Source organism: Acidiferrobacter sp. SPIII_3, assembly GCF_003184265.1.
Classification (GTDB): domain Bacteria; phylum Pseudomonadota; class Gammaproteobacteria; order Acidiferrobacterales; family Acidiferrobacteraceae; genus Acidiferrobacter.
In genome coordinates, this window is record NZ_CP027663.1 from 559,676 (window position 1) to 581,029 (window position 21,354).

General features: G+C 64.1%; 27 protein-coding genes, 1 pseudogene and 1 CRISPR repeat array (1 of these 29 running past the window's edge). Of the genes and pseudogenes, 11 read left to right on the top strand and 17 right to left on the bottom strand.

The window, feature by feature from the left end; translation table 11 throughout:
* Positions 1 to 44: 44 nt before the first annotated feature.
* The 4 genes from C4901_RS02905 (at position 45) to C4901_RS02925 (ending at position 3,079) form a co-directional block, all read left to right on the top strand.
* Positions 45 to 1,451: an NAD(P)/FAD-dependent oxidoreductase gene (locus tag C4901_RS02905; protein ID WP_110136054.1), complete on the top strand. Its 1,407-nt coding sequence runs from the start codon at positions 45 to 47 to the stop codon at positions 1,449 to 1,451.
* 134 nt (positions 1,452 to 1,585) lie between these two features.
* Positions 1,586 to 1,993 carry a hypothetical protein gene (locus tag C4901_RS02910; protein WP_110136055.1) on the top strand — a complete coding sequence of 136 codons (408 nt, stop codon included), beginning with the start codon at positions 1,586 to 1,588 and terminating at the stop codon, positions 1,991 to 1,993.
* A 454-nt stretch (positions 1,994 to 2,447) separates the two neighbouring features.
* Entirely contained in the window at positions 2,448 to 2,714 is a 267-nt protein-coding gene (locus C4901_RS02920; RefSeq protein WP_110136057.1) for a hypothetical protein, read from the top strand.
* Positions 2,715 to 2,746: 32 nt separating this feature from the next.
* On the top strand, positions 2,747 to 3,079 hold the full coding sequence (locus tag C4901_RS02925; protein WP_168185513.1) for a DUF3780 domain-containing protein: 333 nt from the start codon (positions 2,747 to 2,749) through the stop codon (positions 3,077 to 3,079).
* Between the two features lie 29 nt (positions 3,080 to 3,108).
* Here the strand turns inward: C4901_RS02925 and C4901_RS02930 are convergent, their stop codons facing one another.
* Positions 3,109 to 4,365 carry a DDE-type integrase/transposase/recombinase gene (locus tag C4901_RS02930; protein WP_110136059.1) on the bottom strand — a complete coding sequence of 419 codons (1,257 nt, stop codon included), beginning with the start codon at positions 4,363 to 4,365 and terminating at the stop codon, positions 3,109 to 3,111.
* Positions 4,366 to 4,476: 111 nt separating this feature from the next.
* Here C4901_RS02930 and C4901_RS18800 point away from each other — a divergent pair, with 111 nt between their 5' ends.
* From C4901_RS18800 to C4901_RS19090, 3 genes and pseudogenes are all read left to right on the top strand, one after another.
* Positions 4,477 to 4,599 (top strand): DUF3780 domain-containing protein, encoded by a 123-nt coding sequence (locus C4901_RS18800; protein WP_205736151.1) that lies wholly within the window; start codon positions 4,477 to 4,479, stop codon positions 4,597 to 4,599.
* A 317-nt stretch (positions 4,600 to 4,916) separates the two neighbouring features.
* Positions 4,917 to 5,024: a DarT ssDNA thymidine ADP-ribosyltransferase family protein gene (locus C4901_RS02940; RefSeq protein ID WP_110136060.1), complete on the top strand. Its 108-nt coding sequence runs from the start codon at positions 4,917 to 4,919 to the stop codon at positions 5,022 to 5,024.
* Positions 5,025 to 5,448: 424 nt separating this feature from the next.
* Positions 5,449 to 5,732 (top strand): annotated as a pseudogene (locus C4901_RS19090) (macro domain-containing protein); the annotation flags it as partial.
* On the opposite strand, the gene C4901_RS02950 reads toward C4901_RS19090, so the two are convergent.
* Both C4901_RS02950 and C4901_RS02955 read right to left on the bottom strand, forming a co-directional pair.
* Complete coding sequence (locus tag C4901_RS02950; protein WP_110136061.1) at positions 5,733 to 6,128, bottom strand: type II toxin-antitoxin system VapC family toxin; 396 nt, start codon at positions 6,126 to 6,128, stop codon at positions 5,733 to 5,735.
* Between the two features lie 183 nt (positions 6,129 to 6,311).
* Positions 6,312 to 6,581 (bottom strand): AbrB/MazE/SpoVT family DNA-binding domain-containing protein, encoded by a 270-nt coding sequence (locus C4901_RS02955; RefSeq protein WP_110138495.1) that lies wholly within the window; start codon positions 6,579 to 6,581, stop codon positions 6,312 to 6,314.
* Positions 6,582 to 6,614: 33 nt separating this feature from the next.
* On the opposite strand from C4901_RS02955, the gene C4901_RS02960 reads away from it, so the two are divergent.
* Positions 6,615 to 6,842: a hypothetical protein gene (locus C4901_RS02960; protein WP_205736153.1), complete on the top strand. Its 228-nt coding sequence runs from the start codon at positions 6,615 to 6,617 to the stop codon at positions 6,840 to 6,842.
* Between the two features lie 213 nt (positions 6,843 to 7,055).
* On the opposite strand, the gene ptsP is transcribed toward C4901_RS02960, so the two are convergent.
* The 12 genes from ptsP to C4901_RS03020 all read right to left on the bottom strand — a co-directional run bounded on the left by ptsP (position 7,056) and on the right by C4901_RS03020 (position 16,568).
* The gene (gene ptsP / locus C4901_RS02965; RefSeq protein ID WP_205736154.1) at positions 7,056 to 8,801 is read right to left on the bottom strand and encodes a phosphoenolpyruvate--protein phosphotransferase; all 1,746 of its coding nucleotides are present in this window, start codon (positions 8,799 to 8,801) and stop codon (positions 7,056 to 7,058) included.
* Entirely contained in the window at positions 8,801 to 9,070 is a 270-nt protein-coding gene (locus tag C4901_RS02970; RefSeq protein ID WP_110136062.1) for an HPr family phosphocarrier protein, read from the bottom strand. Before C4901_RS02970 ends, ptsP begins: the two co-directional genes overlap by 1 nt.
* Complete coding sequence (locus C4901_RS02975) at positions 9,057 to 9,461, bottom strand: PTS sugar transporter subunit IIA (RefSeq protein ID WP_168185514.1); 405 nt, start codon at positions 9,459 to 9,461, stop codon at positions 9,057 to 9,059. The genes C4901_RS02970 and C4901_RS02975 overlap by 14 nt, the downstream gene beginning before the upstream one ends.
* A 117-nt stretch (positions 9,462 to 9,578) precedes the next feature.
* The gene (rapZ, locus tag C4901_RS02980; protein WP_110136064.1) at positions 9,579 to 10,454 is read right to left on the bottom strand and encodes an RNase adapter RapZ; all 876 of its coding nucleotides are present in this window, start codon (positions 10,452 to 10,454) and stop codon (positions 9,579 to 9,581) included.
* Positions 10,451 to 11,398 carry an HPr(Ser) kinase/phosphatase gene (hprK, locus tag C4901_RS02985; protein WP_110136065.1) on the bottom strand — a complete coding sequence of 316 codons (948 nt, stop codon included), beginning with the start codon at positions 11,396 to 11,398 and terminating at the stop codon, positions 10,451 to 10,453. Before hprK ends, rapZ begins: the two co-directional genes overlap by 4 nt.
* A gap of 148 nt (positions 11,399 to 11,546) precedes the next feature.
* A complete protein-coding gene (gene hpf / locus C4901_RS02990) occupies positions 11,547 to 11,846 on the bottom strand; it encodes a ribosome hibernation-promoting factor, HPF/YfiA family (RefSeq protein WP_110136066.1) in 300 nt (99 codons plus the stop codon).
* 21 nt (positions 11,847 to 11,867) lie between these two features.
* Positions 11,868 to 13,301, bottom strand: coding sequence for an RNA polymerase factor sigma-54 (locus C4901_RS02995; RefSeq protein WP_110136067.1), 1,434 nt, complete (start codon positions 13,299 to 13,301; stop codon positions 11,868 to 11,870).
* 52 nt (positions 13,302 to 13,353) lie between these two features.
* A complete protein-coding gene (gene lptB, locus C4901_RS03000) occupies positions 13,354 to 14,079 on the bottom strand; it encodes an LPS export ABC transporter ATP-binding protein (RefSeq protein WP_110136068.1) in 726 nt (241 codons plus the stop codon).
* Complete coding sequence (gene lptA / locus C4901_RS03005) at positions 14,076 to 14,582, bottom strand: lipopolysaccharide transport periplasmic protein LptA (protein ID WP_110136069.1); 507 nt, start codon at positions 14,580 to 14,582, stop codon at positions 14,076 to 14,078. The genes lptB and lptA overlap by 4 nt, the downstream gene beginning before the upstream one ends.
* A complete protein-coding gene (lptC, locus tag C4901_RS03010; protein ID WP_110136070.1) occupies positions 14,579 to 15,013 on the bottom strand; it encodes an LPS export ABC transporter periplasmic protein LptC in 435 nt (144 codons plus the stop codon). The genes lptA and lptC overlap by 4 nt, the downstream gene beginning before the upstream one ends.
* Complete coding sequence (gene kdsC / locus C4901_RS03015) at positions 14,998 to 15,570, bottom strand: 3-deoxy-manno-octulosonate-8-phosphatase KdsC (protein ID WP_240611815.1); 573 nt, start codon at positions 15,568 to 15,570, stop codon at positions 14,998 to 15,000. The genes lptC and kdsC overlap by 16 nt, the downstream gene beginning before the upstream one ends.
* Positions 15,567 to 16,568 carry a KpsF/GutQ family sugar-phosphate isomerase gene (locus tag C4901_RS03020; RefSeq protein WP_110136071.1) on the bottom strand — a complete coding sequence of 334 codons (1,002 nt, stop codon included), beginning with the start codon at positions 16,566 to 16,568 and terminating at the stop codon, positions 15,567 to 15,569. Before C4901_RS03020 ends, kdsC begins: the two co-directional genes overlap by 4 nt.
* A gap of 84 nt (positions 16,569 to 16,652) precedes the next feature.
* On the opposite strand from C4901_RS03020, the gene C4901_RS03025 reads away from it, so the two are divergent.
* From C4901_RS03025 to C4901_RS03035, 3 genes are read left to right on the top strand one after another with little or no spacing between them, the layout of a single operon-like run.
* Positions 16,653 to 17,090: a hypothetical protein gene (locus C4901_RS03025; protein WP_110136072.1), complete on the top strand. Its 438-nt coding sequence runs from the start codon at positions 16,653 to 16,655 to the stop codon at positions 17,088 to 17,090.
* Complete coding sequence (locus C4901_RS03030; RefSeq protein WP_110136073.1) at positions 17,087 to 17,824, top strand: ABC transporter ATP-binding protein; 738 nt, start codon at positions 17,087 to 17,089, stop codon at positions 17,822 to 17,824. The genes C4901_RS03025 and C4901_RS03030 overlap by 4 nt, the downstream gene beginning before the upstream one ends.
* Positions 17,821 to 18,630 carry an ABC transporter permease gene (locus tag C4901_RS03035; RefSeq protein WP_110136074.1) on the top strand — a complete coding sequence of 270 codons (810 nt, stop codon included), beginning with the start codon at positions 17,821 to 17,823 and terminating at the stop codon, positions 18,628 to 18,630. Before C4901_RS03030 ends, C4901_RS03035 begins: the two co-directional genes overlap by 4 nt.
* 20 nt (positions 18,631 to 18,650) lie before the next feature.
* Here the strand turns inward: C4901_RS03035 and C4901_RS17470 are convergent, their stop codons facing one another.
* Together C4901_RS17470 and C4901_RS17475 are read right to left on the bottom strand one after the other, a co-directional pair.
* Positions 18,651 to 19,607, bottom strand: a complete 957-nt coding sequence (locus C4901_RS17470) for an NAD-dependent epimerase/dehydratase family protein (RefSeq protein ID WP_168185515.1) — start codon at positions 19,605 to 19,607, stop codon at positions 18,651 to 18,653.
* The gene (locus tag C4901_RS17475) at positions 19,595 to 20,677 is read right to left on the bottom strand and encodes an LLM class flavin-dependent oxidoreductase (RefSeq protein ID WP_168185516.1); all 1,083 of its coding nucleotides are present in this window, start codon (positions 20,675 to 20,677) and stop codon (positions 19,595 to 19,597) included. Before C4901_RS17475 ends, C4901_RS17470 begins: the two co-directional genes overlap by 13 nt.
* Positions 20,678 to 21,171: 494 nt before the next feature.
* Positions 21,172 to 21,354: a CRISPR direct-repeat array (repeat unit 36 nt; unit sequence AGTATACATCGTCGGGATATGAGCGCTGGCCGGAAC) (it continues 183 nt past the right edge of the window).

Sequence of the window (21,354 nt, forward strand, 5' to 3'; positions counted from 1 at the left end):
AACGTCCATACAAGCCGGCGCGACCGCGAGAAGGGGGAAGTGGAATGGAATGTGATGTCCTTGTGATCGGATCCGGGCCCGGCGGCTACCGGGCGGCGGTTCTGGCGGCATTGCGCGGACTTAGCACCATTATCGTCGAGAAGGCCACGTGGGGCGGGTGCTGTCTGAACCGCGGGTGCGTCCCCAAGAAGGACTGGTACCATACCGCGCGCGTGCTCGGGTCCGCGCGTCATTTCGAAAAGCGCGGCATCGTAGGCGGCCTGCACGGTGATCTCGCGCAGGCCTGGCGCCATCAACGCGAGGTGGTCACCGCGGTGCGTGCAAGCTACCAGTCGTATCTGAAGCGCCTGGGTGTCACCGCCCTTACGGGGCACGCGCGCTTCCAGGACCAAAACACGGTCGTCGTAGAGCCGGACGGTGGCACGATCTCGCCGCGCGCCGTAATCATCGCCACCGGCTCCGCGCCCCATGTCCCGGAGGGCCTCGCGGTGACGCCGGGGCGCGTCCTCCACAGCGATCTTTTGTTCGACGAGCCGGTGCCGGAAGGGGCGCGGGTGGTGATCGTGGGGGGCGGGGTGGTGGCCCTCGAGTTCGCCTATATCCTGCGGGCCTTCGGCCGCGAGGTGACGTGGCTTGCGCGCCAGGATCCGTTTGCGCGCCCCGAGTTCAGTACGCCGGCCATGAAGCTCTTGAAGACCGCCATGGCCGACGCCGGGCTCGCACCGATCCGTGCCGGGGTACGCGCGCTCACCGCCAGCGAGACCGGCGTATCCCTTGCCACCACGGGCGCCGAGGCCATGACGGCGGATTGGGTGTTGCTCGCCACCGGCCGGCGGCCGGTCACCGAGGGCCTCGATCTGGCGCGCGCGGGGGTGCGCCTCGATGCCCGGGGTCACATCGTCGTCGACGACGAGATGCATGCGGCCGGTGCCACGATCTATGCCATTGGAGACTGCGTGGCCGGCCCCATGACCGCCAATCGCGCACTCTACGAGGCCGGGGTGGCGGTCGACAATATCATTAAGCCGGGGAGTCATAAGCGCGATCTCACGCGCGTACCCGAGGCGATCTACAGTGCCATCGAACTTGCGCGCGTGGGACTGACCGAGGAACAGGCCGAGGATGAGGGCCACGAGCCCGGGGTCGGATTCGCGGCCTTCGAGACCTCGCCGCGGGCCCTTGGCCAGGATGAGCCGGAAGGTTATGTGCGGCTCATCGCCGATCTCGACAATGGCGCGCTCCTTGGGGGCGAGGTGCTGGGTACGGATGCCGGGGAATTGATCCATATGCTCACCGCAAGCCCCTCGCTCGGGGCGCTGCGGCGTATCGCCGGCACGGGCTTCAATCATCCCTCGCGCAGCGAGGAGTTCCAGAATGCGGTCGAGACCCTGGCCGCCAAGTGGCGACTCCAGGGCTCTGTGTTCGGCGCCGGCGCGCAAGAGGCCTCCTGAGTGGGGTGACATCTCCCGGTCGGCGGCGCGTTTTTGCCGGAGATCGTTGCGCGTTTCCTGATTTTGGGCCATAGTGGCGCTCGCATGTCACCAGCATCATAGGAATGATTCGGGAACCACTGCGGGAGGAGCGTATGGCGGGAGACGTCTTGAGCGTTTTCAAGGAGGCCGTGCAGTCCCGGCGTTGCTGCGCATTGCGCTATCGCGATCAGACCCAGGTCCGGGTGGTGGAGCCGCATGCCGTGTATGAGGATGCAAGCGGCGAGATCGTCGTGGATTGCTATCAGATCAGCGGGCACTCGGAGTCGGGGCGCACGCCGCCGTTCTGGCGGCCGTTTCGCCTGCGCAAAGTGAGCGCCGCGGCCTTGCTGAAGAAGACCTTCGCACCCCGGCACTCGGAGGGTTTCAGCGCCACCCGCTCCCGCTATCGCAATGGGCTCATCTGCGCGGTCGCCGACACCGGGGCACCGGTCCTGCGTGCCCCCGCCCCGCCCACCGTGCCGGTAGGACCGTTTCGTCCCGCAAAGACCCTGCGGCGCTGATGCGCACCAGGTATCGCCATCCCATCCAGCAAGACGCGCGGAAATCCGCACCGTTCAGGGTGGGAAGGAATGGCGCACCCATCGCGCGTCCGCTCTTTTGTCGGTTGGTCCCCGGGGGAACGGCCCATGCCGGCATTCGTCCTCTCTGAGGTCGCATTCCTGGATCAAGATGCGGCGGCCCGGTATCGGGAGCATGGGCCGCATCCATTGCCGCCCATGGCGCACATACGCCGATGGTACGCGTCGCCCGAGCATGCCAAGGCCTTGCGCTAGCGGAGCGCCGCGCTTGAGCGCCGACTGATGTTCGTAGAAGGCGTGGACCGGACGATTATCCCAGAGGGTTGATTCCACCACCAGTCCGACCCGCGGGCGGCCTCGGTCCGAGCTCTCGCCGGTACAGACCCCCTCGGGAAATGGCGTATTCATGCGCGTGCTCTGCTGATGGCCAGGGGCCATGATGTTCGTTTCCTCCGATGGCCGCTGCCCGGTATCACGCAAACCGCGCAGGCTACGCGCTGAAATCAGCAAAGGCGAGAACATCGTGGCCGTTCGCCTCCAGGAGCGTGAGCTCACGGCGGTTTTCATCAAAGGTGTCGTCGGCGGCCTGCGCGAGGTGCTCGAGGAGCCCGATGTATCGCTCGACATCTCCATCGTCGGCAGTGGGCGCTTCGGCACCGGGTTCGCGCTGAAGGAGTTCGCCAAGCTTGCCGGGATCGAATGAGAGCCAGACAGAGCGACTCAGGAGGATTGAGGATGGCGCGAGCCAAGGCCGCGGCACACACCGAACCAACCAAGGTGCGCGCGCAGTTGCCGCACCCGCTGGACTTCGGGGCGCCTGCGACCTCGGACCTACATCGCTTCAAGGCTGGCATCCCCGAGGGTAGTATCGGCAGGATTCAAATCAGTGAACACGTCAGCCTGCCAGCTGCCAGCGCAGATAGCCTAACCATCGACCGTGCCCTTTTGGATCGTCGGCACTGGACGGACATCCGCGTCAAGGCGCAGTGTGCCTTCAACACGTGCTTGTTCGCCCGTGGCGTGAGGCCTGCTGCGTCGAAGGTCGAGTATTTTCCAATCCTTAAATGAGTCTGAAGAGTGAGAGTCAGGGGCCACCCTCAGCCGGATTTGAGATTCTGTTCGTGAATCGTATGGAACAGCTTGTGGCGAGCCTTCTGAAGACGGTCCGCCGCCTGGTTGTCGCTGAGGGCATAAGCGACTTGGTCCAGTATCGCAAAGCTTAAACCCGGCTTCAAATAGGCCTCCGCCCCGGGGAGCGACTTCAGCTTGTCGTACGGGGTCATCATGGCCTCATAGCGGTAGCGCTTACGCTCACGGCCCTTGGCATCCGTGTAGGTCTCGGGGAAGAAGCAGGGGCGGTGATAGTTCACGTAGGGATTCAAGACCTCCTGGTTGAAGAGATGGATCCTGTGGGCGAAGCGGCTGGGGATGTGGCTGTAGCCGAAGACCTTGCGCACCACGGCGCCGTTCTTGCTCTCGGCCAAGGCATTGTCGTTGGACTGCCGGGAGCGTGATTTCGTGAACGCGATGAAGAGCTTCTCCAGGAGCTCGGCGACCCGTTTGTTGATGTACTCCGAACCATTGTCCGAGTGGAAGCCTCGCAGCGTAAACGGGAAGGTCTCCAGCAAGTATTCGAGCATCGGGATGAGATAATATTCGCTGATCTTCTCGACTGTGCACACCACCTCGAACTGCGTGACCTCATCGACCGCATTCACATGATAAACGCCTTTTTTCCCGTCCAAATCCCCCTGGTGGACGGTATCAACACGGATGTAGCCGGGGCGTCCGTTGGGGACCGGTTTGCGGCGTTCCCCGATGGGGATCTGCCGTGGCCGGGTCTTTGCGAAGTGGCGCCGCTTGCGCGTGTACGGAACGGATTTGCGGAGGTTGTAGAGGTGGCTCACCGAGATCTGCGCCAGGCGCTCGTATTCGGTCTGCCCGAAGACCAACAAGGCCCGCTCGCAGAGCTTCTTGACCGCCGGCCCCGAGGGCGTGTCATGGCGCTCATCCATCGCCGCCAGCAGACCGATATCGGCGGGGCTGTACTTCGGCGTAAAGCCCGCCACGGTCCTCTGGCGGCGTCTCACGGCGCCGCTCGTGCGGTACTGGGCGATCAGGCGCGTGATCTGCTGCCGGGAGTAGCCGCTGACCTTGACGAGTACGCGAATCACGACCCCCTGGTCGGCCCGGGAGAGGGTGGGATACCGGAATCGGACCAGGGTCTTTTGCACCCATTCGTAGCGGGCTGCAGGGCTACTCAGTACCGAAAAGGCCACCGTCTGGGTGCCGGACAAAAAGTCCGCGAGCTGATCAATGGAGGTCAGGTTATCGAGGTTCATAAGGGTCTGCATCTCCCCATCATGAACAAAACCCGATCCGGCTTCAGACTCATTTCATGTTAGAAACACAACCCCTCCTCCAGACTCATCTCATGTTGGAAGAGGCTGGTCGGCGACAATCCAGTGGATCACCTGTATGGTAAGGAACTGTGCGTGCTGGCGTGGGCGGTAGAGCAGACGGGCACGGAAAAGACTCCCATCGCCGTCCGTAATGGGTTGGCGTTGCGACCGGAAGGGCGCTGGTGATTCTTCGGCATGACTGTCATAAGCGCCGGTGCCCTCATGGGCAAGGGCTGGCGTGCTCCTGAAACACGCCTTGGGCGACATGGCGCAAAACGATTTGCTCGTACCCCGCACCCGCCGCGGTAGCCGCGGCAAGGACGACATCTCTCTCGTTCGACCTGCTTGGGGACGAAACGCCATGAATGCCGTGCTCGTGCCGCCGCAGCCAAAGATATATACATATCGCCCACGTAGATCGTTTACCCATCCATCGTGGATGATGGCTGTTTTAGTGCGATGCGGGAGTTGTTTGGCGCGCGCCTGCGGGCAGGACCATCGGCATGGGCGGTATCAAACAGCGGCGCCTGAATGAGCTACGCCTGAGCAGCCATCCCGATCTGCGCCTGGGCAACTTCGTACCGTTTTATTTTTGCCCGCGCTCTCCGTGACGTCCTACCTTATCAACCAATGCAATCCTCGCAGCTGAGCTATCATGGCGGGCAGGCGCCAATTCTGCACTTCGAGACCGATCTGCGCACCGTCGTTGCATGGGTCAATGCCCATCCCGCGCTGAGCGTTCACGCCCTCGAATACAGGCTCGTATTTTTTCGAGGACCGCAACAATCTTGCGTGTGTCTGGGCGAGATCAATGGGGCGGCCGTGCAGGCCCGCGACTGGCGGGCGCACAGGGAAGGCAAAGCAGGCGGCGTTCCTGCTGGAGCACCGCTTTCCGTGGCGCCTGGTCGAGCGCATCGGCGTTCCGCAGGCCGCTTGTCCACGACCATGTGGTCAATACCCTATGCGTCGCATAGGCGTCGGCCGACGGTCGAAGTCCGCGCCGACTGGTGTTACTAAAATCAGAGGAACGTAGCCATGCTTGAGTACATCTCGGGCGACATCCTCGAATGTGAGGCTGACGCGCTGGTCCACACCGTCAACTGCGTTGGCGTGATGGGGCGCGGTATCGCCTTGCGGTTCAAGAACGCTTTCCCCGAAAACTTCAAGGCTTACGCGGCCGCCTGCCAACGCGAAGCCGTGCCGCCGGGCCGTATGTTTATCTATGAGACGGGCCAGATCGCAAGCTCGTGCCGCCACGCTTCATCGTCAGCTTCCCCACCAAGTGGCACTGGCGTGGCAAGAGCCGCATCGAGGACATTTCACAAAAGGCGGGCGGAAAATCCCTGCGTCGTAAGGAGCGCGACCACCCTCTTATCGAAGGAAACAAAGGTGTCGGCGCCAAGCCATCGCCCTTCATAGGCAATGACACCATCCGCAAAATCCCCGCCCGCCTCAAGCATCGCCAGACCCGCGTCCACGGCCGGGCGGTTGACTTTGACATTGGCGGCACCGAGAAGGGCACGGATCGCGGCCGCGACATCCTCTGGCTGGAAACGGTAAACCCGAAGTAGCACCCACACGAATTCGCACAGGCAGGGAAGCGGGATCGCGACCAGTTCCGCCGCACTCAAGACCTGCGCGGCGATACGGGCTTGCGCCTGGTCATCACACACTGCAGCGCGCACAAGCACATTGGTGTCGATGGCGACTTCCATAACGTTCTCAAAAAGCGCTGAGACCCTGATCGCAGGAGCGCTTGCGCCGAATTGACGCGCGTGCGCATAACCCGCGCCGCATCGCGCTTATCCAAACCGCCGAAACCGTCGCGATCGCCGTCAAACAGTCCCGTTCGGGAAAATTACCCGACGGCGGAGCCGTCCTTGACGGCAAAGCGTCGCTCAGCGCTCGGTGGGCTCTTTTTCTTTGCCTGCCCAACCCTCGGCGGCCGCCGCGGCCATTTCCTCGAGGGTGGCGACCTTATTTGTTCGGCCCGCAAGCAACCCGATGAAATCGGCCATTGTTCCCGTCTGCCGGGCCGCCCTTATCACGCCCCGACCATCGGGCAGCAAATCCAATTCGATCTTTTCCCCTGGACCGATACCGAGGTGTTGTAACACCTCCTTTCTTAGGGTCACCTGTCCTCTGGCCGTCACAGTCAGTGTGAGCATGATGTCCTCACAAAACGCCTGAACGATGCGGGTATGGTAATGCATATTTCCCTTACCGTCAACTCGAGCCCCGGATCAGCGGAAGGGGGCGGACATTGGGTGGTGAGCCGGGAGGGCGCGAGCCACCACGGCAGCGTGGCGCGTCAGGTCTATGAGTGGAATGTGCGCAAACGGCAGTTCACGTCCCGCCAGATCGCTATCGCGGAAGGACGGTTGAAATCGCCGGGCTGGCCGTTGCCCGAAGTCGTGGTGACCCACTGACGAAGAAAACGCGATGCATGTTAAGGGCTTGTCCGGAAATGTGTTAACCGCCACCGGCCGTTGCAAAGGCCGATGATGGTGGTGGCGAGGTGATTGGGCGCGGCAAAGCGGCGTTCGGGCTTCTCATGGCGCATGGCGGCTCATGAGAACATTGTAAGCTGCGGCCGCCTTCGACCCCACAATGCCGGGATATGGGCGCTTGGTGACCGCGACTCAGTCGCCGGTGTCGCCATCCCCATTCATGCGGTCCACCAGGAGCTGGATGGCGCGCGGGTCGCGGGCCGCCATGACCTGGGCGGACCGTTGTTTCAGGTCCGCGATCGCGCTCTCGCGCACGATCTTCTTGATCTCGAGCAGCGCCGACGGATGCATGCTGAATTCCCGTAGCCCCAGGCCCAGCAAAAGCCGCGTATAGCGTGTGTCGCCGGCCATCTCGCCGCACATGGCCACCGGGATGCCCTGTTTGTCGGCGGCGTCTATGGTCATGGCGATGAGCCGCAGCACCGAGGGGTGGAGCGGGTCGTAGAGGTAGTTCACGGTGTCATCGACGCGATCGATGGCAAGCGTGTATTGAATGAGGTCATTGGTGCCGATCGACAGAAAGTCGAGGTGGGCGGCGAACAGGTCCGCCGACACGGCCGCCGCCGGGACCTCGATCATGCCCCCTATTGGTATGTCTGTGTCGAAGTCCACGCCGGTCCGGAGCAGCTCCTCCTGTACCTCGCGCACGATCTCGACGACGCGCGCGATCTCGTCGATATTGGATAGCATCGGGATCATGAGGCGCACCGCGCCAAACGCCGATGCGCGCAGAATGGCGCGCAACTGGACCTTGAAAAGTCCGACCTCCTGCAGGCACAGACGCACGGCGCGCAATCCCAGGGCCGGGTTGACGGCCGTCGTCGGAAGGTCGATGTCGGCGTGCTTGTCCGCCCCCAGATCCAGGGTGCGAATGGTGACCGGCTGCCCCGGGAGTTCGCGTATCACCTTGACGTAGGCCGCGAATTGCTCCTCCTCGTCGGGCGGTGTCTTGCGGTTCATGAACAAAAATTCAGTGCGGTAAAGCCCGATGCCGCTCGCCAGGGCCTGATGAACGCCGGCCATGTCCTCGGGAAGCTCTATGTTGGCGAGCAGCTGCACGGTAATGCCGTCGCGGCTTATGGCCTCACTCGTGCGCAAGGCCTTCAGTTCCCGCTGCAGCCGCTCGATCTTGCGCGCGCGCTTCTCGTATTCGGAGATCACGATCGCGTCCGGGGCCACGAACAGGATTCCGCGCTTGCCGTCGACTATGAGTTCGTCGTTATTGTCGATGTAGCGGGTCGCGCCGTGGACCGCGACGATTGCCGGTATCCCGAGGCTGCGCGAGAGGATGGCGGTGTGCGAGATCGGTCCGCCGAGGTTTGTGATAAACGCCACGATGCCCTTGTTTTTCAGGGTCACGGCATCGGCCGGCGCGAGGTCGTTGGCGACCACGACGCGTCCATCCAATTCATCCGGTATCGGCTCGGCCTCGCGTTCATCCGGGTTCAGGAGGTTGCGCAGGACCCGCTCGACCACCTGCGCGACATCGATCTTCTTGTTGCGCAGATAGGGGTCTTCCATGCCCTCGAATACCGCGATCAGGCGATCGCTCTGGGTCTTTAGCGCGAACTCGGCATTCCACTGATTGTCGCGGATGTCTTTTATGGGCGCATCCGAGACCATGGTGTCATTCAGGATGAGCAGATGGGTGTCGAGGAAGCTCGCCGCCTCGACGGGCGCGTCCGGCGGGATGTGGTCGCGAATGTCGCTCAGCTCCCGGCGCGTGGTCTCGACGGCCTCCAGAAAGCGTTGCACCTCGTCTTCCACGAATGCCGCCGGTATGACGTATTCCGGGATCTTCAGGCGTTCGCGCTTCAACACATAGGCGCGTCCTATGGCGATGCCGCTGCTTACGCCCTTGCCGTGAAGCGCGAGCATCAGACCTCTTCTCCGAAGCGCTGTTCGATCAGCCGGCACAAGGCCTGGCTCGCCTCGCCCTCGTCTGGTCCCTCGGCGCAAATCTTCAGGGTCGATCCCTGGCCGGCCGCCAGCATCATGATGCCCATGATGCTCTTGCCGTTGACGCTGCGCCCATCACGGGTCACGGTGATGGCGGACTCGAACGACGAGGCGAGACTTACGAGCTTCGCCGAAGCCCGCGCATGCATGCCCAATTTATTGACGACCGCGACCTCAATGCACTTCATGCTTGGCGTCATCCAGGAGACAAAATTCGGTGGCACAGACGATCCCCTCCATGCCGCCGCTCAAGGCCTTCCCGATGAGGTCATCGAGTGGCAGGTCGCGATAGTTCAATACGCGGATCAGCATGGGTAGATTGAGGCCGGTGACGAGCTCCACCCGATGGCGCGCCAGCAGGCGGCAGGCGACGTTGATGTGGGTGGCCCCGTAGATATCGGCGAGGATCAGCACCCCCTCGCCCTGGTCGATCGCGCGGATCGCCTTGGAGAGCGCCGCGGTCAGTTCGTCCGGTGGGGTCTCATAATGCACGGGAAAGGCCACCAGCGCGGGGGGGCGCTGGCCCAGGACGTGGTCTACGGCCTCGAGAAGGCCGAAGGCCACATCTTTTTGTGCCAAAACCAGGAGTCCTATCATGAAGCTTTCCGTCCTCCGTTACCGCCATGGTGACCCCTATCCGCCGGTCATGCCCGAAGGCGCCGTCATCGTGCATTCGCCGGCCTGTCGGCCCGCGATTCAGGGTGCCGCCGAGACAATCCCCTCGGTGAGCTCCCGGTGCCGGATCTGGGTGTTTATGCCTTGTTTGCGAAAGTGCGCCGCAAGTCTTTCCGCCAGATACACCGACCGATGCTGGCCGCCGGTGCAGCCGATCGCCACTGTCAGGTAGCTGCGGTTCTCCTGCTCGAAGCCCGGCAGCCACCGCGCCAGAAAGTCCGCGATGTGTTCCTGCATCGCCGCCACCTCCGGGTGGCGCTCGAGAAATGCCGCAACCGCCGGGTCCCGCCCGGTGAGCGCCCGCAGGCCCTGTTCCCAATAGGGGTTGGGGAGGCAGCGGACATCGAAGACGTAGTCGGCATCGAGCGGCGTCCCATGCTTGAACCCGAAGGACTCGAACAGCAGCGTGATGCCACGCGTGCTCGCGCCGCGCGCGAATTCATAGATGAGCTGTCGAAGCTGCTGGGCGGTCGTATGGGTGGTGTCGATGCGCCGCGTGCAGGATAGCGACAAGGGTTCGAGCCGCGCCTTCTCCAGACGTATGCTTTCGAGAAGCGGGGTCTTGGTATCCGTTAACGGGTGCCTGCGGCGCGTCTCCTTGAAGCGCTTCATGAGCACCGCCTCGTCGGCCTCGAGGAAGATGATCCGGTAATCGACGCCGAGCGCGCGGAGTTTTTCGAGATTCATGGGCGCGGCGTCGAGAAACAGGCGGTTGCGGGCGTCGATGCCGACGGCGATGTCGGAGAATTCCGAGCGCATGTCGTCCATCTGGTGGGCGAAATGCGGGAGCAGCGCCGCCGGGAGGTTGTCGATGCAATAGAAGCCGACATCCTCCAGTGCCTGGAGCGCGATACTCTTCCCGGACCCGGACAGGCCGCTTATGATGATGAAGCTCATGGGGACTTCATGGCGAGACTCTGCCGGTGCATGAAATCCTCGAGGGCGTTGATGCCCCGACGTCGCAGGATATGGCCGCGGGTGGCGACCTCGACGAGCACCGCGAGATTGCGGCCGGGGGCCACGAATAACGCCACCTCGGCGACCTCGATGCCGAGGATCGCGCGGGTCTTCTGCTCCGCCTGCAGCCGGTCTATCCCGGATTGCGGGTTGGATGCGTAATCCTTCAGGCGCACGATCAGGTGCAGGGTCTTTTCATGGCGCACCGCGGTCTCGCCGAACATGGCGCGGATGTTCAGGATGCCAAGTCCGCGGACCTCCAGGAAATCGCAGAGCATGTCCGGGCAACGGCCCTGGAGGCCATCGGGGCCGATGCGGAAGAATTCACACGCGTCGTCTGCGATCAACCGGTGGCCGCGGCTCAAAAGCTCGAGCGCGAGCTCGCTCTTCCCGATCCCGCTCTCGCCCGTCAGGAACACCCCGAGCCCCATGACCTCCATGAACACGCCGTGCAGGATCTCGCGTTCGGCGAGTGCGCGCGCGAGGTAATATTGGAGGTCATGGATGACCCGCGGGCTTGGCAGCGCGGAGCTGAAAAGCGGCATGGATGCGGCATCCGCGGCGCTACGCATCTCATCGGGGATGTCCTGGCCATTGGCGACAATCACGATTGCCGACGACGGGGACCCGAAGAGTTCCGCCAGTGCGAGTTGGCGGGCCTCTGGGGTGATGTGTTCGTAGAGGTAGGCGGTCTCGTTGGTGCCGATGACCTGTACGCGGTTGGGGTGGACGAAATTCAGGTGGCCCACGAGCGCCATTCCCGGAAAGCGCGCGGTGGCGAGCTCCAGCAGACGGTTGGCGCCCGCCTTTCCGGACTGCCAGGCGAGCTTCAAGGTCTCGCGCTGGGCCTCGTACACGTTTTGCGCCGTCAGTATGGTACTCATCGCACCCTATCGTCCATCCGCTTTGCCGCCACCCCGCGGCGCCTCGCCCCGGGGACCGGGGCGGGTGTATGTGCGACCAGTATATAACCCCGCGCCCGGATGGGCGAGGCGCTCATGGCCGGCCCCCCGGCCGGGGCCCCGCCGGGACTTAGCCGGACCGGTGTTGATCCATGACCTTCTCCTTGTGGCGGAGGATCTGCCGGTCCAGCTTGTCGGTGAGCAGGTCGATGGCGGCATACATGTCCTCGCCGGCGGCATCGGCATGGATGACTGCGCCCTTGGCGCGTACATTGGCCTCTGCGGTATAACGCTTCTTCTCCACGTGCAACACGACATCCGCGGTGATCACATGGTCGAAATGGCGCTGGATGCGCCCGACCTTCTCGAGGGTATAATCGCGCAACGGTGGGGTGATCTCTACTTGCTGTCCACTGACCGTGATATCCATAGGATTCCCCTTTTTTCTCAATTAAACGAGCGATTTTCGTTGACTGGACGGCGGGATGCTGAGTGATTCCCGGTATTTCGCGATGGTCCTCCTGGCGATATTGATGCCTTGCTCCAAGAGCAGATCGGCGATCTTGCTGTCACTTATGGGCCTGTCGGGCGGCTCGGCCTCTATGATCTTGCGGATGAGCGAGCGGATGGCGGTCGCCGAGCAGGTTCCGCCGTCGGCCGTGCCGACGTGGCTCGAGAAGAAGTATTTGAGCTCGAATATGCCACGCGGCGTCATCATGTATTTGTTGGTCGTGACCCGCGAGACCGTGGATTCGTGCATGCCGACCTCGCCTGCGACGTCATGCAAGACCAGGGGTCGCATGGCCTCCGGCCCATGATCAAAGAAGCCGCGTTGGCGGTCGACAATGACGCGCGCCACCTTGAGCAGGGTCTCATTGCGGCTTTGCAGGCTCTTTAGGAACCACCGCGCCTCCTGGAGATGATCGTGCAGGAAGCGATCCTGCGCGGATCCACGCCCGCGTTGTATCATGCGCTCATAGTGGTTGTTGATGCGCAGCCTCGGCATGGCGGCTATGTTGAGGTCGGCGCGCCAGCTCCCGCGCCGCTTCTTCACCAGGATCTCCGGCACGACGTAGGCATTGGGGGCCGTCGAGACATGCGATCCCGGCCGCGGGTTCAGGCCCTTCAATAGGGCCATGGCCGGCCCCAGTGTCTCCGAGTCGAGGTGCGTCAGGCGCTTGATTTCCTTGAAATCGCGTTGCCCGAGAAGTTTAAGGTGCGTGGGGTCTGTGAGCAGGCGCGCGGCGTCCCGGTAGGGGGTCGCCGGGTCCAGGCGGCGGAGCTGCAGATCGAGGCATTCGCCCAGGTGGCGTGCCGCGACCCCGACCGGATCGAAATTTTGGACCTGGTGCAAGACCGCCTCGACCTCGTCGGCGGCGAGCTCCATGTCCGGGAGGGTCGCCAGGATATCATCGACGCCCCCCACGAAATATCCGTCTTCGTCGATGGCGTCGATGATGGCGATGGCCACGAGCCGATCGCGATCCGAGAACGGCGTCATCTGCAGCTGCCAGAGGAGGTGGTCCCGAAGGCTCGTCGGGCGGCTGTTGCGCGCCTCGAAATTGGTGTCGTTGTCCTCATCGCCGCTGCCGGAACTCGATGGCGCGGGCTCGTAATCGCCCTCCCAGTCGAGTTCGGCGGGGTCCGCGTCGCCCTCGCCATCGTCCCGGACCTCGTCGGCGGTCACCGCCTCGGCCGGTTCCTCGGCCGCCGCCTCTTCGCCGTCGGCATGGTCGGCCTCCTCCAGGAGCGGGTTTTTCTCCAGGACCTCGCGTATCTCCTGCTCGAGCTCGATCGACGACAACTGCAGCAGGCGGATCGCCTGCTGCAGTTGGGGCGTGATGGTGAGGTGTTGCCCGATTCTGAGGTCGAGTGTCTGTTTCATAAGATCCTTGAGACCTATTTTAGTCTATTCCCGCGGTTTCCAGAAACCGGGGTTAGAGCACGAAATTCTCGCCGAGATAGACGCGCCGGACATCGGGATCGGCGAGCACGGACGCCGGGTCCCCCGAGGCCAGGACATGGCCGTCGTTGATGATGTAGGCCCGGTCGCAGATCTTCAGGGTCTCGCGGACATTGTGGTCGGTGATCAAAACGCCGATACCAAGGCTGCGCAGGTGGGAGATGTGTTTCTGGATGTCGATGACCGAGATCGGGTCGACACCGGCGAACGGCTCGTCCAGGAGCATGAAGCGCGGTTTGGTGGCGAGCGCGCGGGCGATCTCGACGCGGCGGCGCTCGCCACCCGACAGGCTCATGCCAAGCGTCTTGCGCCGGTCGGCGATATGCAGGTCCGCGAGCAGCTCCTCGAGCCGCGCCTTACGGGCGGCGGCATCGAGGCCCTCGATAGTCTCCAGTATCGCCAGGATGTTCTCTTCGACGCTCAGTTTCCGGAAGACCGAGGCCTCTTGCGGGAGATAGCCGACCCCGAGCTTGGCGCGCTTGTGCATGGGGGCATCCCCGATATCGGCATCGTCCAGGAGGATGCGCCCCTGATCCTTGTGGACCAGCCCGATCATCATATAAAAGCATGTCGTCTTGCCGGCACCGTTGGGCCCCAGGAGCCCGACCACCTCGCCGGCCGTCACCGTGAGGCTCACATCCTTCACGACCTGACGTTTCTTGTAGGCCTTGGACAGGTGCATGGCGGCGAGCGTGCTCAATGCCCGCCCCCCGCGTGCGGCGCGCGGCTATGGGGTACGACCCGGGCCCGCACCCGCTTATGCACGCCACGCAGGGCCGTTATACGCTGTGACCGGACATAGTAGTGGACGATATGCCCGTGCAGGACGTTGACCCCCTGGTGAAAGACCACATGCCCGATCAAGGTCACCTCGTCGGGCGCCGCCGCGAAATCCAGGGTGAGCGCGGTCCCAAAGAGCGGCAGCCCGCCGGTCTTCTGGTCCTCCATGTGCAGGGGTGTGCCGCGCGCGTGGATCGACAGGACATGGCCATGCAGCGAGTGCACGCGCACACGGTCGGCATGTATCGTAAGTCCATCCTGGACGATGCGCACATGACCTATGTACACGCTCATGCCGGTGCGTTCGTCCACCTGAATATTGTCCGCGCGCACGCTCAAGGGCTGCGCCAATTGATGGGTGCGCGCATAGGCCCCGGGGGCTAGGAGGCAGAGCGCGAATAGGGCCGCGAGCCGTCTTGTCATGATGTGGTGAGGTGGACGGTCAGGGTGTGGGTATGGACCACGGTCGGGCCGAGCTGTGTGGTCTTGCCGCGAAATACGCGCACATGGCCGCGCATGGTCAGCACATGCCCGTGCGGGGATACATAACCCTTGCGTGCGATGGTGGTGGTGATCGCATGCCGGCCGAACTGGGTGAGGTGCGGCTCGATCAGCAGGGTGCGCTTGCCCCGCGAGAAATGGATCAGCCGTTCAGCAGTCAGTATGAAGCGCGGCCGGCCATGGCGGTTCATGGCCGTGAGTTCGGCGTGGTCGATGTAGTAATCGGGGCGCGCCGGCGCCACCCGGGTCAGGGTCAAAGCCGGACCCACGAGCGCCTCCGGGAGCCACCAGAACAGCCCCGAGAACAGCAGGAGGCCGGCCAGCAGCAGAAAGCGGCTCAGCCACCGGCCCATGAGCACTCCCCTTGATAGGCGCACCCGAGCTGTCCATCGAGCGTGCCTTGGGCGCGCATCACGAGTTCACAGACCTCACGCACCGCTCCCTGGCCTCCATTGTGTTCCGTGACCCACCGCGCGCGCGCGCGTACCAGCGGATGGGCGTCGGCCACGGCCACCGCCAGACCCACGGACTCCATGGCCGGCAGGTCTATGACATCGTCGCCCATGAACGCAGCTTCGTGGGCCGCCACTCGTTGTTCCAAAAGCAGCCTCTTGACCGCCGCGCGCTTGTCGCGGCAGCCCTGCACGACAAGTGTGATGCCGAGGTCGTCGGCGCGCCGTTGCACGACTTGCGAGCGCCGGCCGGTGACGAGCCCCACGCCGACCCCGGTGGCCATCAGCATCTTGATGCCATGCCCGTCGCGGCTATGGAAGGCCTTGAACTCCTCGCCGGAGTCGCTTAAGAAAAGCCGTCCGTCGGTGAGCACTCCGTCGACATCCAGAAGCAATAGGCGGACGGCCTTGGCCGTCACCATGATCTCCACGGCGCCCGGATCGCGTTGTCCGGTCATACCACGCCCGCCCGCAGGAGGTCATGCATGTTGAGGGCGCCTACGATCCTATGGTCGTCATCGACGACGAACAGGCCGCTGATGTTATGGGTGCGCAGCAGGGGGACGAGTTCCGCGGCCAGATGGTCGGCGGACGCGGTCTTGGGATCGCGGGTCATGACCTCATCGATGCGCGCCTTATAGACATCCACGCCGCGATTCAAGGCGCGGCGCAGATCACCGTCGGTGAAGATGCCGCACAGCCGTTCACCGGCATCGACCACCGCGGTCATGCCAAGCCCCTTGCTACTCATTTCGATGAGGGCCTCGGGCAGCGACGCGCGCGCCGGTACCTTGGGTATCCGCTCACCGGTGTGCATGATGTCGGCGATGTAGACGAGCAGACGCCGGCCGAGACGGCCGCCGGGGTGCGAGCGCGCGAAGTCCTCGGGCGTGAAGCCGCGCGTCTCGTAGAGGGCGATGGCAAGCGCATCCCCCATGGCCAAGGCCGCGGTGGTGCTGGCAGTCGGCGCGAGATCCAGCGGGCAGGCCTCCTTGGCGACCGGTACCGGCAGGTGGACATCGGCCTGAAGGGCAAGGCTCGATCCCGGGGCGCCGGTCAACGCCAGAAGCCGGACGCCCATGCGCTTTATGATCGGTAATATCGTCAGGATCTCGGCGGTCTCCCCGGAATGCGAGATCGCCAGCACCACATCCTCGGGGGTGATCATGCCGAGATCGCCATGGCTCGCCTCGCCGGGATGCACGAAGAACGCCGGCGTACCGGTGCTCGCGAGGGTCGCGGCGATCTTGCCGCCGATATGCCCTGATTTGCCCATGCCGACCACGACCACGCGCCCCTTGCAGGCGAACAGCAGCCGGCAGGCCTCGGCGAAGGACGCCTCGAGATCGCAGGCCAAAGACGACAGGGTCTCGGCCTCGAGCGCAAGCACCCGCTGGCCGAGGGCGATCAGAGAATCCCGGTCCGGGTCGAGTCGTAAGGGGTTGTGGCGTGCCATTGGCGGCAGTATAGCGAATAAAGCCGTCCCGATCCCCAATCGGCCGCCAAAAGACTATAATGGCGCGCTGCATCGGGGGGTACCGTGGAATCTTTTCTCATCGTGTTGCGCGACCAGGCCCGGGATCCCAAGCGGCGGCCGGACCGGACCCTGGACGACGCCCTGGCGCGCTTAAGCCATATCCTGTCGCAGCTCGCGCCGGCCCTCGGGGTCGAGTACCGTGGACCGTTCGTCGGGATCGGCGCCGGGCGGGAGGCCTTTTGTCTGGCGGTCCGCGCCCACGAAGAAGGCCCCAATGGCGCAGTATGGGCGGCGCGGGTATGCAGTGCCGCGCCCCATCGAGGGCTTGCCGCGCACTGGGATCTGGCCGCCGTCTCGCGGCTGCGCAAGCCGCTCGTGGCGCAGGCCCTGCCGGCGTTTCTGGCGGGTTACCATGAGGCGGTGACCGCCGCCGCGCGCGCCGACACCGCCGCCGGCCGCCGCCTCCTGGCGCTGTCCCAGGCCCTGGATCCAAACCATTGACCGAATCCGCCGTTTCGGTGACCGATCTTTGCAAGCGCTACGGGACGGTCACCGCCGTCGCGTCCTTGAGCTTCGATCTTGCGAGCGGTCGGGTGCTGGGTCTCCTGGGCGGCAACGGTGCCGGCAAGACCACGACGCTCGCGATGCTCATGGGTCTCTTGCTGCCGTCCAGCGGATCGATCCGGGTGTTGGGCGAGGACCTCCTGCGCCATCGTTACCGGGTGCTGCCGTGGATCAACTTCTCCTCGCCCTACGTCGATCTGCCGCATAGGCTCACGGTCTATCAGAACCTGCGTGTCTATGCCGGGCTCTACGGCGTGCGCCATGCGCGCGCGCGTATCGACGAACTCGCCCGGGACCTGGACCTCACGGGGCTGCTGGATCGCCCCTACGGGCGGCTGTCCGCCGGCCAGAAGACGCGCGCCTCGCTCGCCAAGGCGCTCATCAACCGCCCCCGGCTGCTGCTGCTGGATGAGCCCACCGCATCCCTCGATCCGGACACCGCCGATCGCCTGCGGACCTATCTGCGCGATTACCAGGAGGCGAGCGGCGCCGGTGTGGTCCTGGCCTCGCACAACATGCTCGAGGTCGAGCGCTTGTGCCACGAGGTGATCATGCTGCGCCATGGGCGGATCTTCGATCGCGGGGCGCCGGCCGATCTCGTCGGGAAGTATGGTCGCGAGAGTCTGGAGGAGGTGTTCCTGGACATGGCGCGTGGGCGGTCACAGCTATGAGCGAGAGGATGATGGGCAGTCTCCGGCGGATCGGCGCCATGATCGAGCGCTACGTCTATCTTTTGAAGGGGTCGTGGCCGCGCATCATCGAGCTCGCCTACTGGCCGACCATGCAGATCGTGCTGTGGGGTTTTCTGAGCGAGTACCTCGTCCACCACAGCAGCTACCTGGCACAGGCCTCGGGCGTGCTCCTGGCTGCGGCCTTGCTGTGGGACGTCATGTTTCGCGGCCAGCTCGGGGTGTCGGTGGTGTTTTTCGAGGAACTCTATTCGCGCAACTTGGGACATCTGTTCGCGAGCCCCCTGCGGGCCTACGAGCTCGCCGGCGCACTCTTTACCATAAGTCTGCTGCGCACGCTCGTGGGGAGCGGCATGGCGGCACTGTTTGCCTACTGGTTCTACCATTTCCCGATCTGGGAGATGGGCGTCGTGCTCGCCGCGCTCTTCATGAATCTGATCGTCATGGGCTGGTCGATCGGGCTGGTCGTAGCCGGGCTCGTGCTGCGCTACGGATTGGGGGCGGAGAATCTGGCGTGGGCGGCGATCTTCGCGATCGCGCCGTTGAGCGGCATCTATTACCCGATCTCGGTCCTCCCGCAGGCGCTGCAGGTCGTGGCCCACGGCCTGCCCGCGGCCTATGTGTTCATGGCCATGCGTGCGCTCATGTTCCATCACGTGGTCTTGTACGGCGCGCTGTGGAAGGCAGCGGCGATCAATGTCGTCTATCTGGGGCTTGGTCTGGCGGTCTTTCTGCGCACCTTCCGTGATGCCCGCATCCATGGGCGTCTCTTGAATCTCGGCGAATAAGGCCGGTCTCGCCCCTTCGCCTACGACCGCGTCGCAGCGCCTGTGCCGTCTAGGAGCGGCCGCCGGAAGGTATCGGCGAGTACGTCTGCGACGCGCGGGAAGCGCGGCTGCCAGCCGAGCGTCTCGCGCGCGCGGGTGCTATCGAGGACCAGCGGCCGATCGAGACCGGCGCTCCACGCCGGGTCCGGGCCGACGCCCAGGTAGTGGAAGGCCATGCGCGCCGCCGCCTGCGCCAGTCGGGGGTTCACGCCGAGCACGAAACGGTGCAGAGACCTCTGCATGCCCTCGAATGAGAGTGAATCCTCGCAGGCGAGGTTGATGGCGCCTGTCGCCGGCGAGAATAGCGCCGCACGGATGGCCGCGGCCACATCCCATTCGTGGACGACCTGCAGGGGTGGGGCCGGGGGCGGCAGACGCGGATAGAAGGGCAGGCGCAGCACCGCCCGCAGGAAGGGCTGGGCATGCGTCCCGAGAATGATATGCGGGCGCAGCCGTAGCGCATGGAGCCCCCCTTTGGCGGCGGCGATCACGACCTCCTCGGCTCGCACCTTGTCCTCGGCATAATGAAAGCCGGGCAGGGGGTTTAGCCTCGCGCCTTCCGTGACCGGCTCACGACTCGTGCCGTACACCGAGGCGCTCGAGAGATGGATCAGGCGCGCCCCGGGGTCAAGCGCGTCGACCAGGGCCTTGGTCCCGTCCACGTTGATGGCGTGCGCCAAGGCCCGGTTATGCCGTTCGCGCCCGAGATCGCCCTCGATGACCACGAACGCCATGTGCACCACGGCATCGGCGTCCTTGAGCGCATGACCCAGGGCACAATCGCGGATATCGCCACACAATGTCCGAAGTTTCGGGTGATCACCAAGGATGGGCCGCCGGTCGTGAAGGATGAGTTCGGTGATGCGCGGGTCGTCCAACAACAGCGGGACGAGGGCCTGCCCGAGGCAGCCCGCGGCGCCCGTGATCAGGACGCGCACGAGGAAAAGGCCGGCAGGACCTGCTCGCTCAAGAGCGTGAGCGCCTGACGATTCTGATCGGTGGGACTTGCCCCGGCGCCCACCGCGCACAGCAGATGATCGACGCCGGCCTCGGCGTAGGTCCGTAGCCGCTTGCGGCAATGCTCCGGGTCGCCCGCCACCACCATGCCGAGGCGTTCGAGGATGGGGAGGTTCACGCCCCCCTTCAAGAGCGGCGCCAATGCCCCGAAGCGCCGGTAGTACTCGTAGCCGTCCTGAAGGCGCGACAGCAGGGGGGCGGTCAGGCGCAACAGCTCTCGATAAAACCACGTGATGTTGGTGCGCGCTATGGCCCGCGCCTGCCCGCCGTCCGTGAGACAAAAGATCCCGAGGGTCATGCCCACGCGCGGCGCTCGCGCGGGGTTCTCCCCATGATGCCGGGCATAGGCCGCCCGATACCGGCGGATGTCTTCCTTGACCATGAACCACGGCTTGAAGGGCCCGGCCAGCACCCCGAGACCCAGGCGCGCCGCAAGCTCGAAGCTCTCCGGGCTCACCGCCGCCATCCACAAGGGTGGATGGGGCTTCTGGAGTGGGCGCGGGCGCACGGCGATGTCCGCAAACCGGAAGTGGCGCCCCTCGAAACCGATGGGCCCGGATTCGGTCAGCGCCTTGATCAGGATCTCCAGGCCCTCATCGACCAGACCGCGGCTATCCTCGGTGCGCACCCCGAAGGTCTCGTACTCCTTCGGCGAGAATCCCCGGCCGATGCCAAGCTCAAGCCGTCCCCCGGACAAGATGTCGAGGGTCGCGGCGCGTTCGGCCACCTGCAGCGGGTGATGGTAGGGGAGCGGCACAATGCCATGACCCAGGCGGATACGCCGGGTCCTCTCTGCGGCGGCCGCCAGGAACAGGTCGGGGGCCGAGCCATGCGCATATTGCGGCATGAAGTGGTGCTCGGTGAGCCATGCGGTCCCGAACCCCAGGCCATCGGCCAGGGCGATCTCTTCCAATGTTTCTTCATACACCTGCCGCTCGCTGCGCCCCGCGAAATCCGGCACCGCCAACTCATAGAAAAGGTCGAATTCCATCGGTCCTCCGAAGCCCTGGAGGCCCCTTAGGTGCCCATTGTAATTGGGGGGCGCCGGCAGGTCGACGCACGCCGTAACATCCGATTAGGTCGAACTTCGTGGACCTACGGGGCCGGTCTTTGGCGATTTCAGGACCAGGCGGTGCCGCCCACACGTCGCATAGGCTGGTAATTGCACCTCGCTCCTGGTGGCTTCGCGACGGAGCTACGGTCAACCTCCGCCGAGCGGCCATAAACCATCTGAAACCATGACCGCCAGTTAAAGTTCCGCGTTGCTAGGCTGGCCATCGCCTCAAAAGCCCTGAGTCATTGGCCAGCCGCGCACCCGGACCGTTCGACAGAGAAAAAGTAGCGCACCTATGAGTCCTGGTCCCCCGTAAAATTCGAGGCAGATCTTATGGCTATAGCGTCGACCATCAATAAGTGGTCGGTCTTCGTGGAATGTCCTGGGTTGGCTGCGGCTACAATAAGGCAAAAAAACTATGCATCCGGTAAAGTATACATCGTCGGGATATGAGCGCTGGCCGGAACTCAACGCTAAGGCGTTTGCCAATCACGAAGAGTATACATCGTCGGGATATGAGCGCTGGCCGGAACCGCCGCGGGGAGCATCTCCTGCGAAAGCAGAGTATACATCGTCGGGATATGAGCGCTGGCCGGAACCTACTCTTACTACAT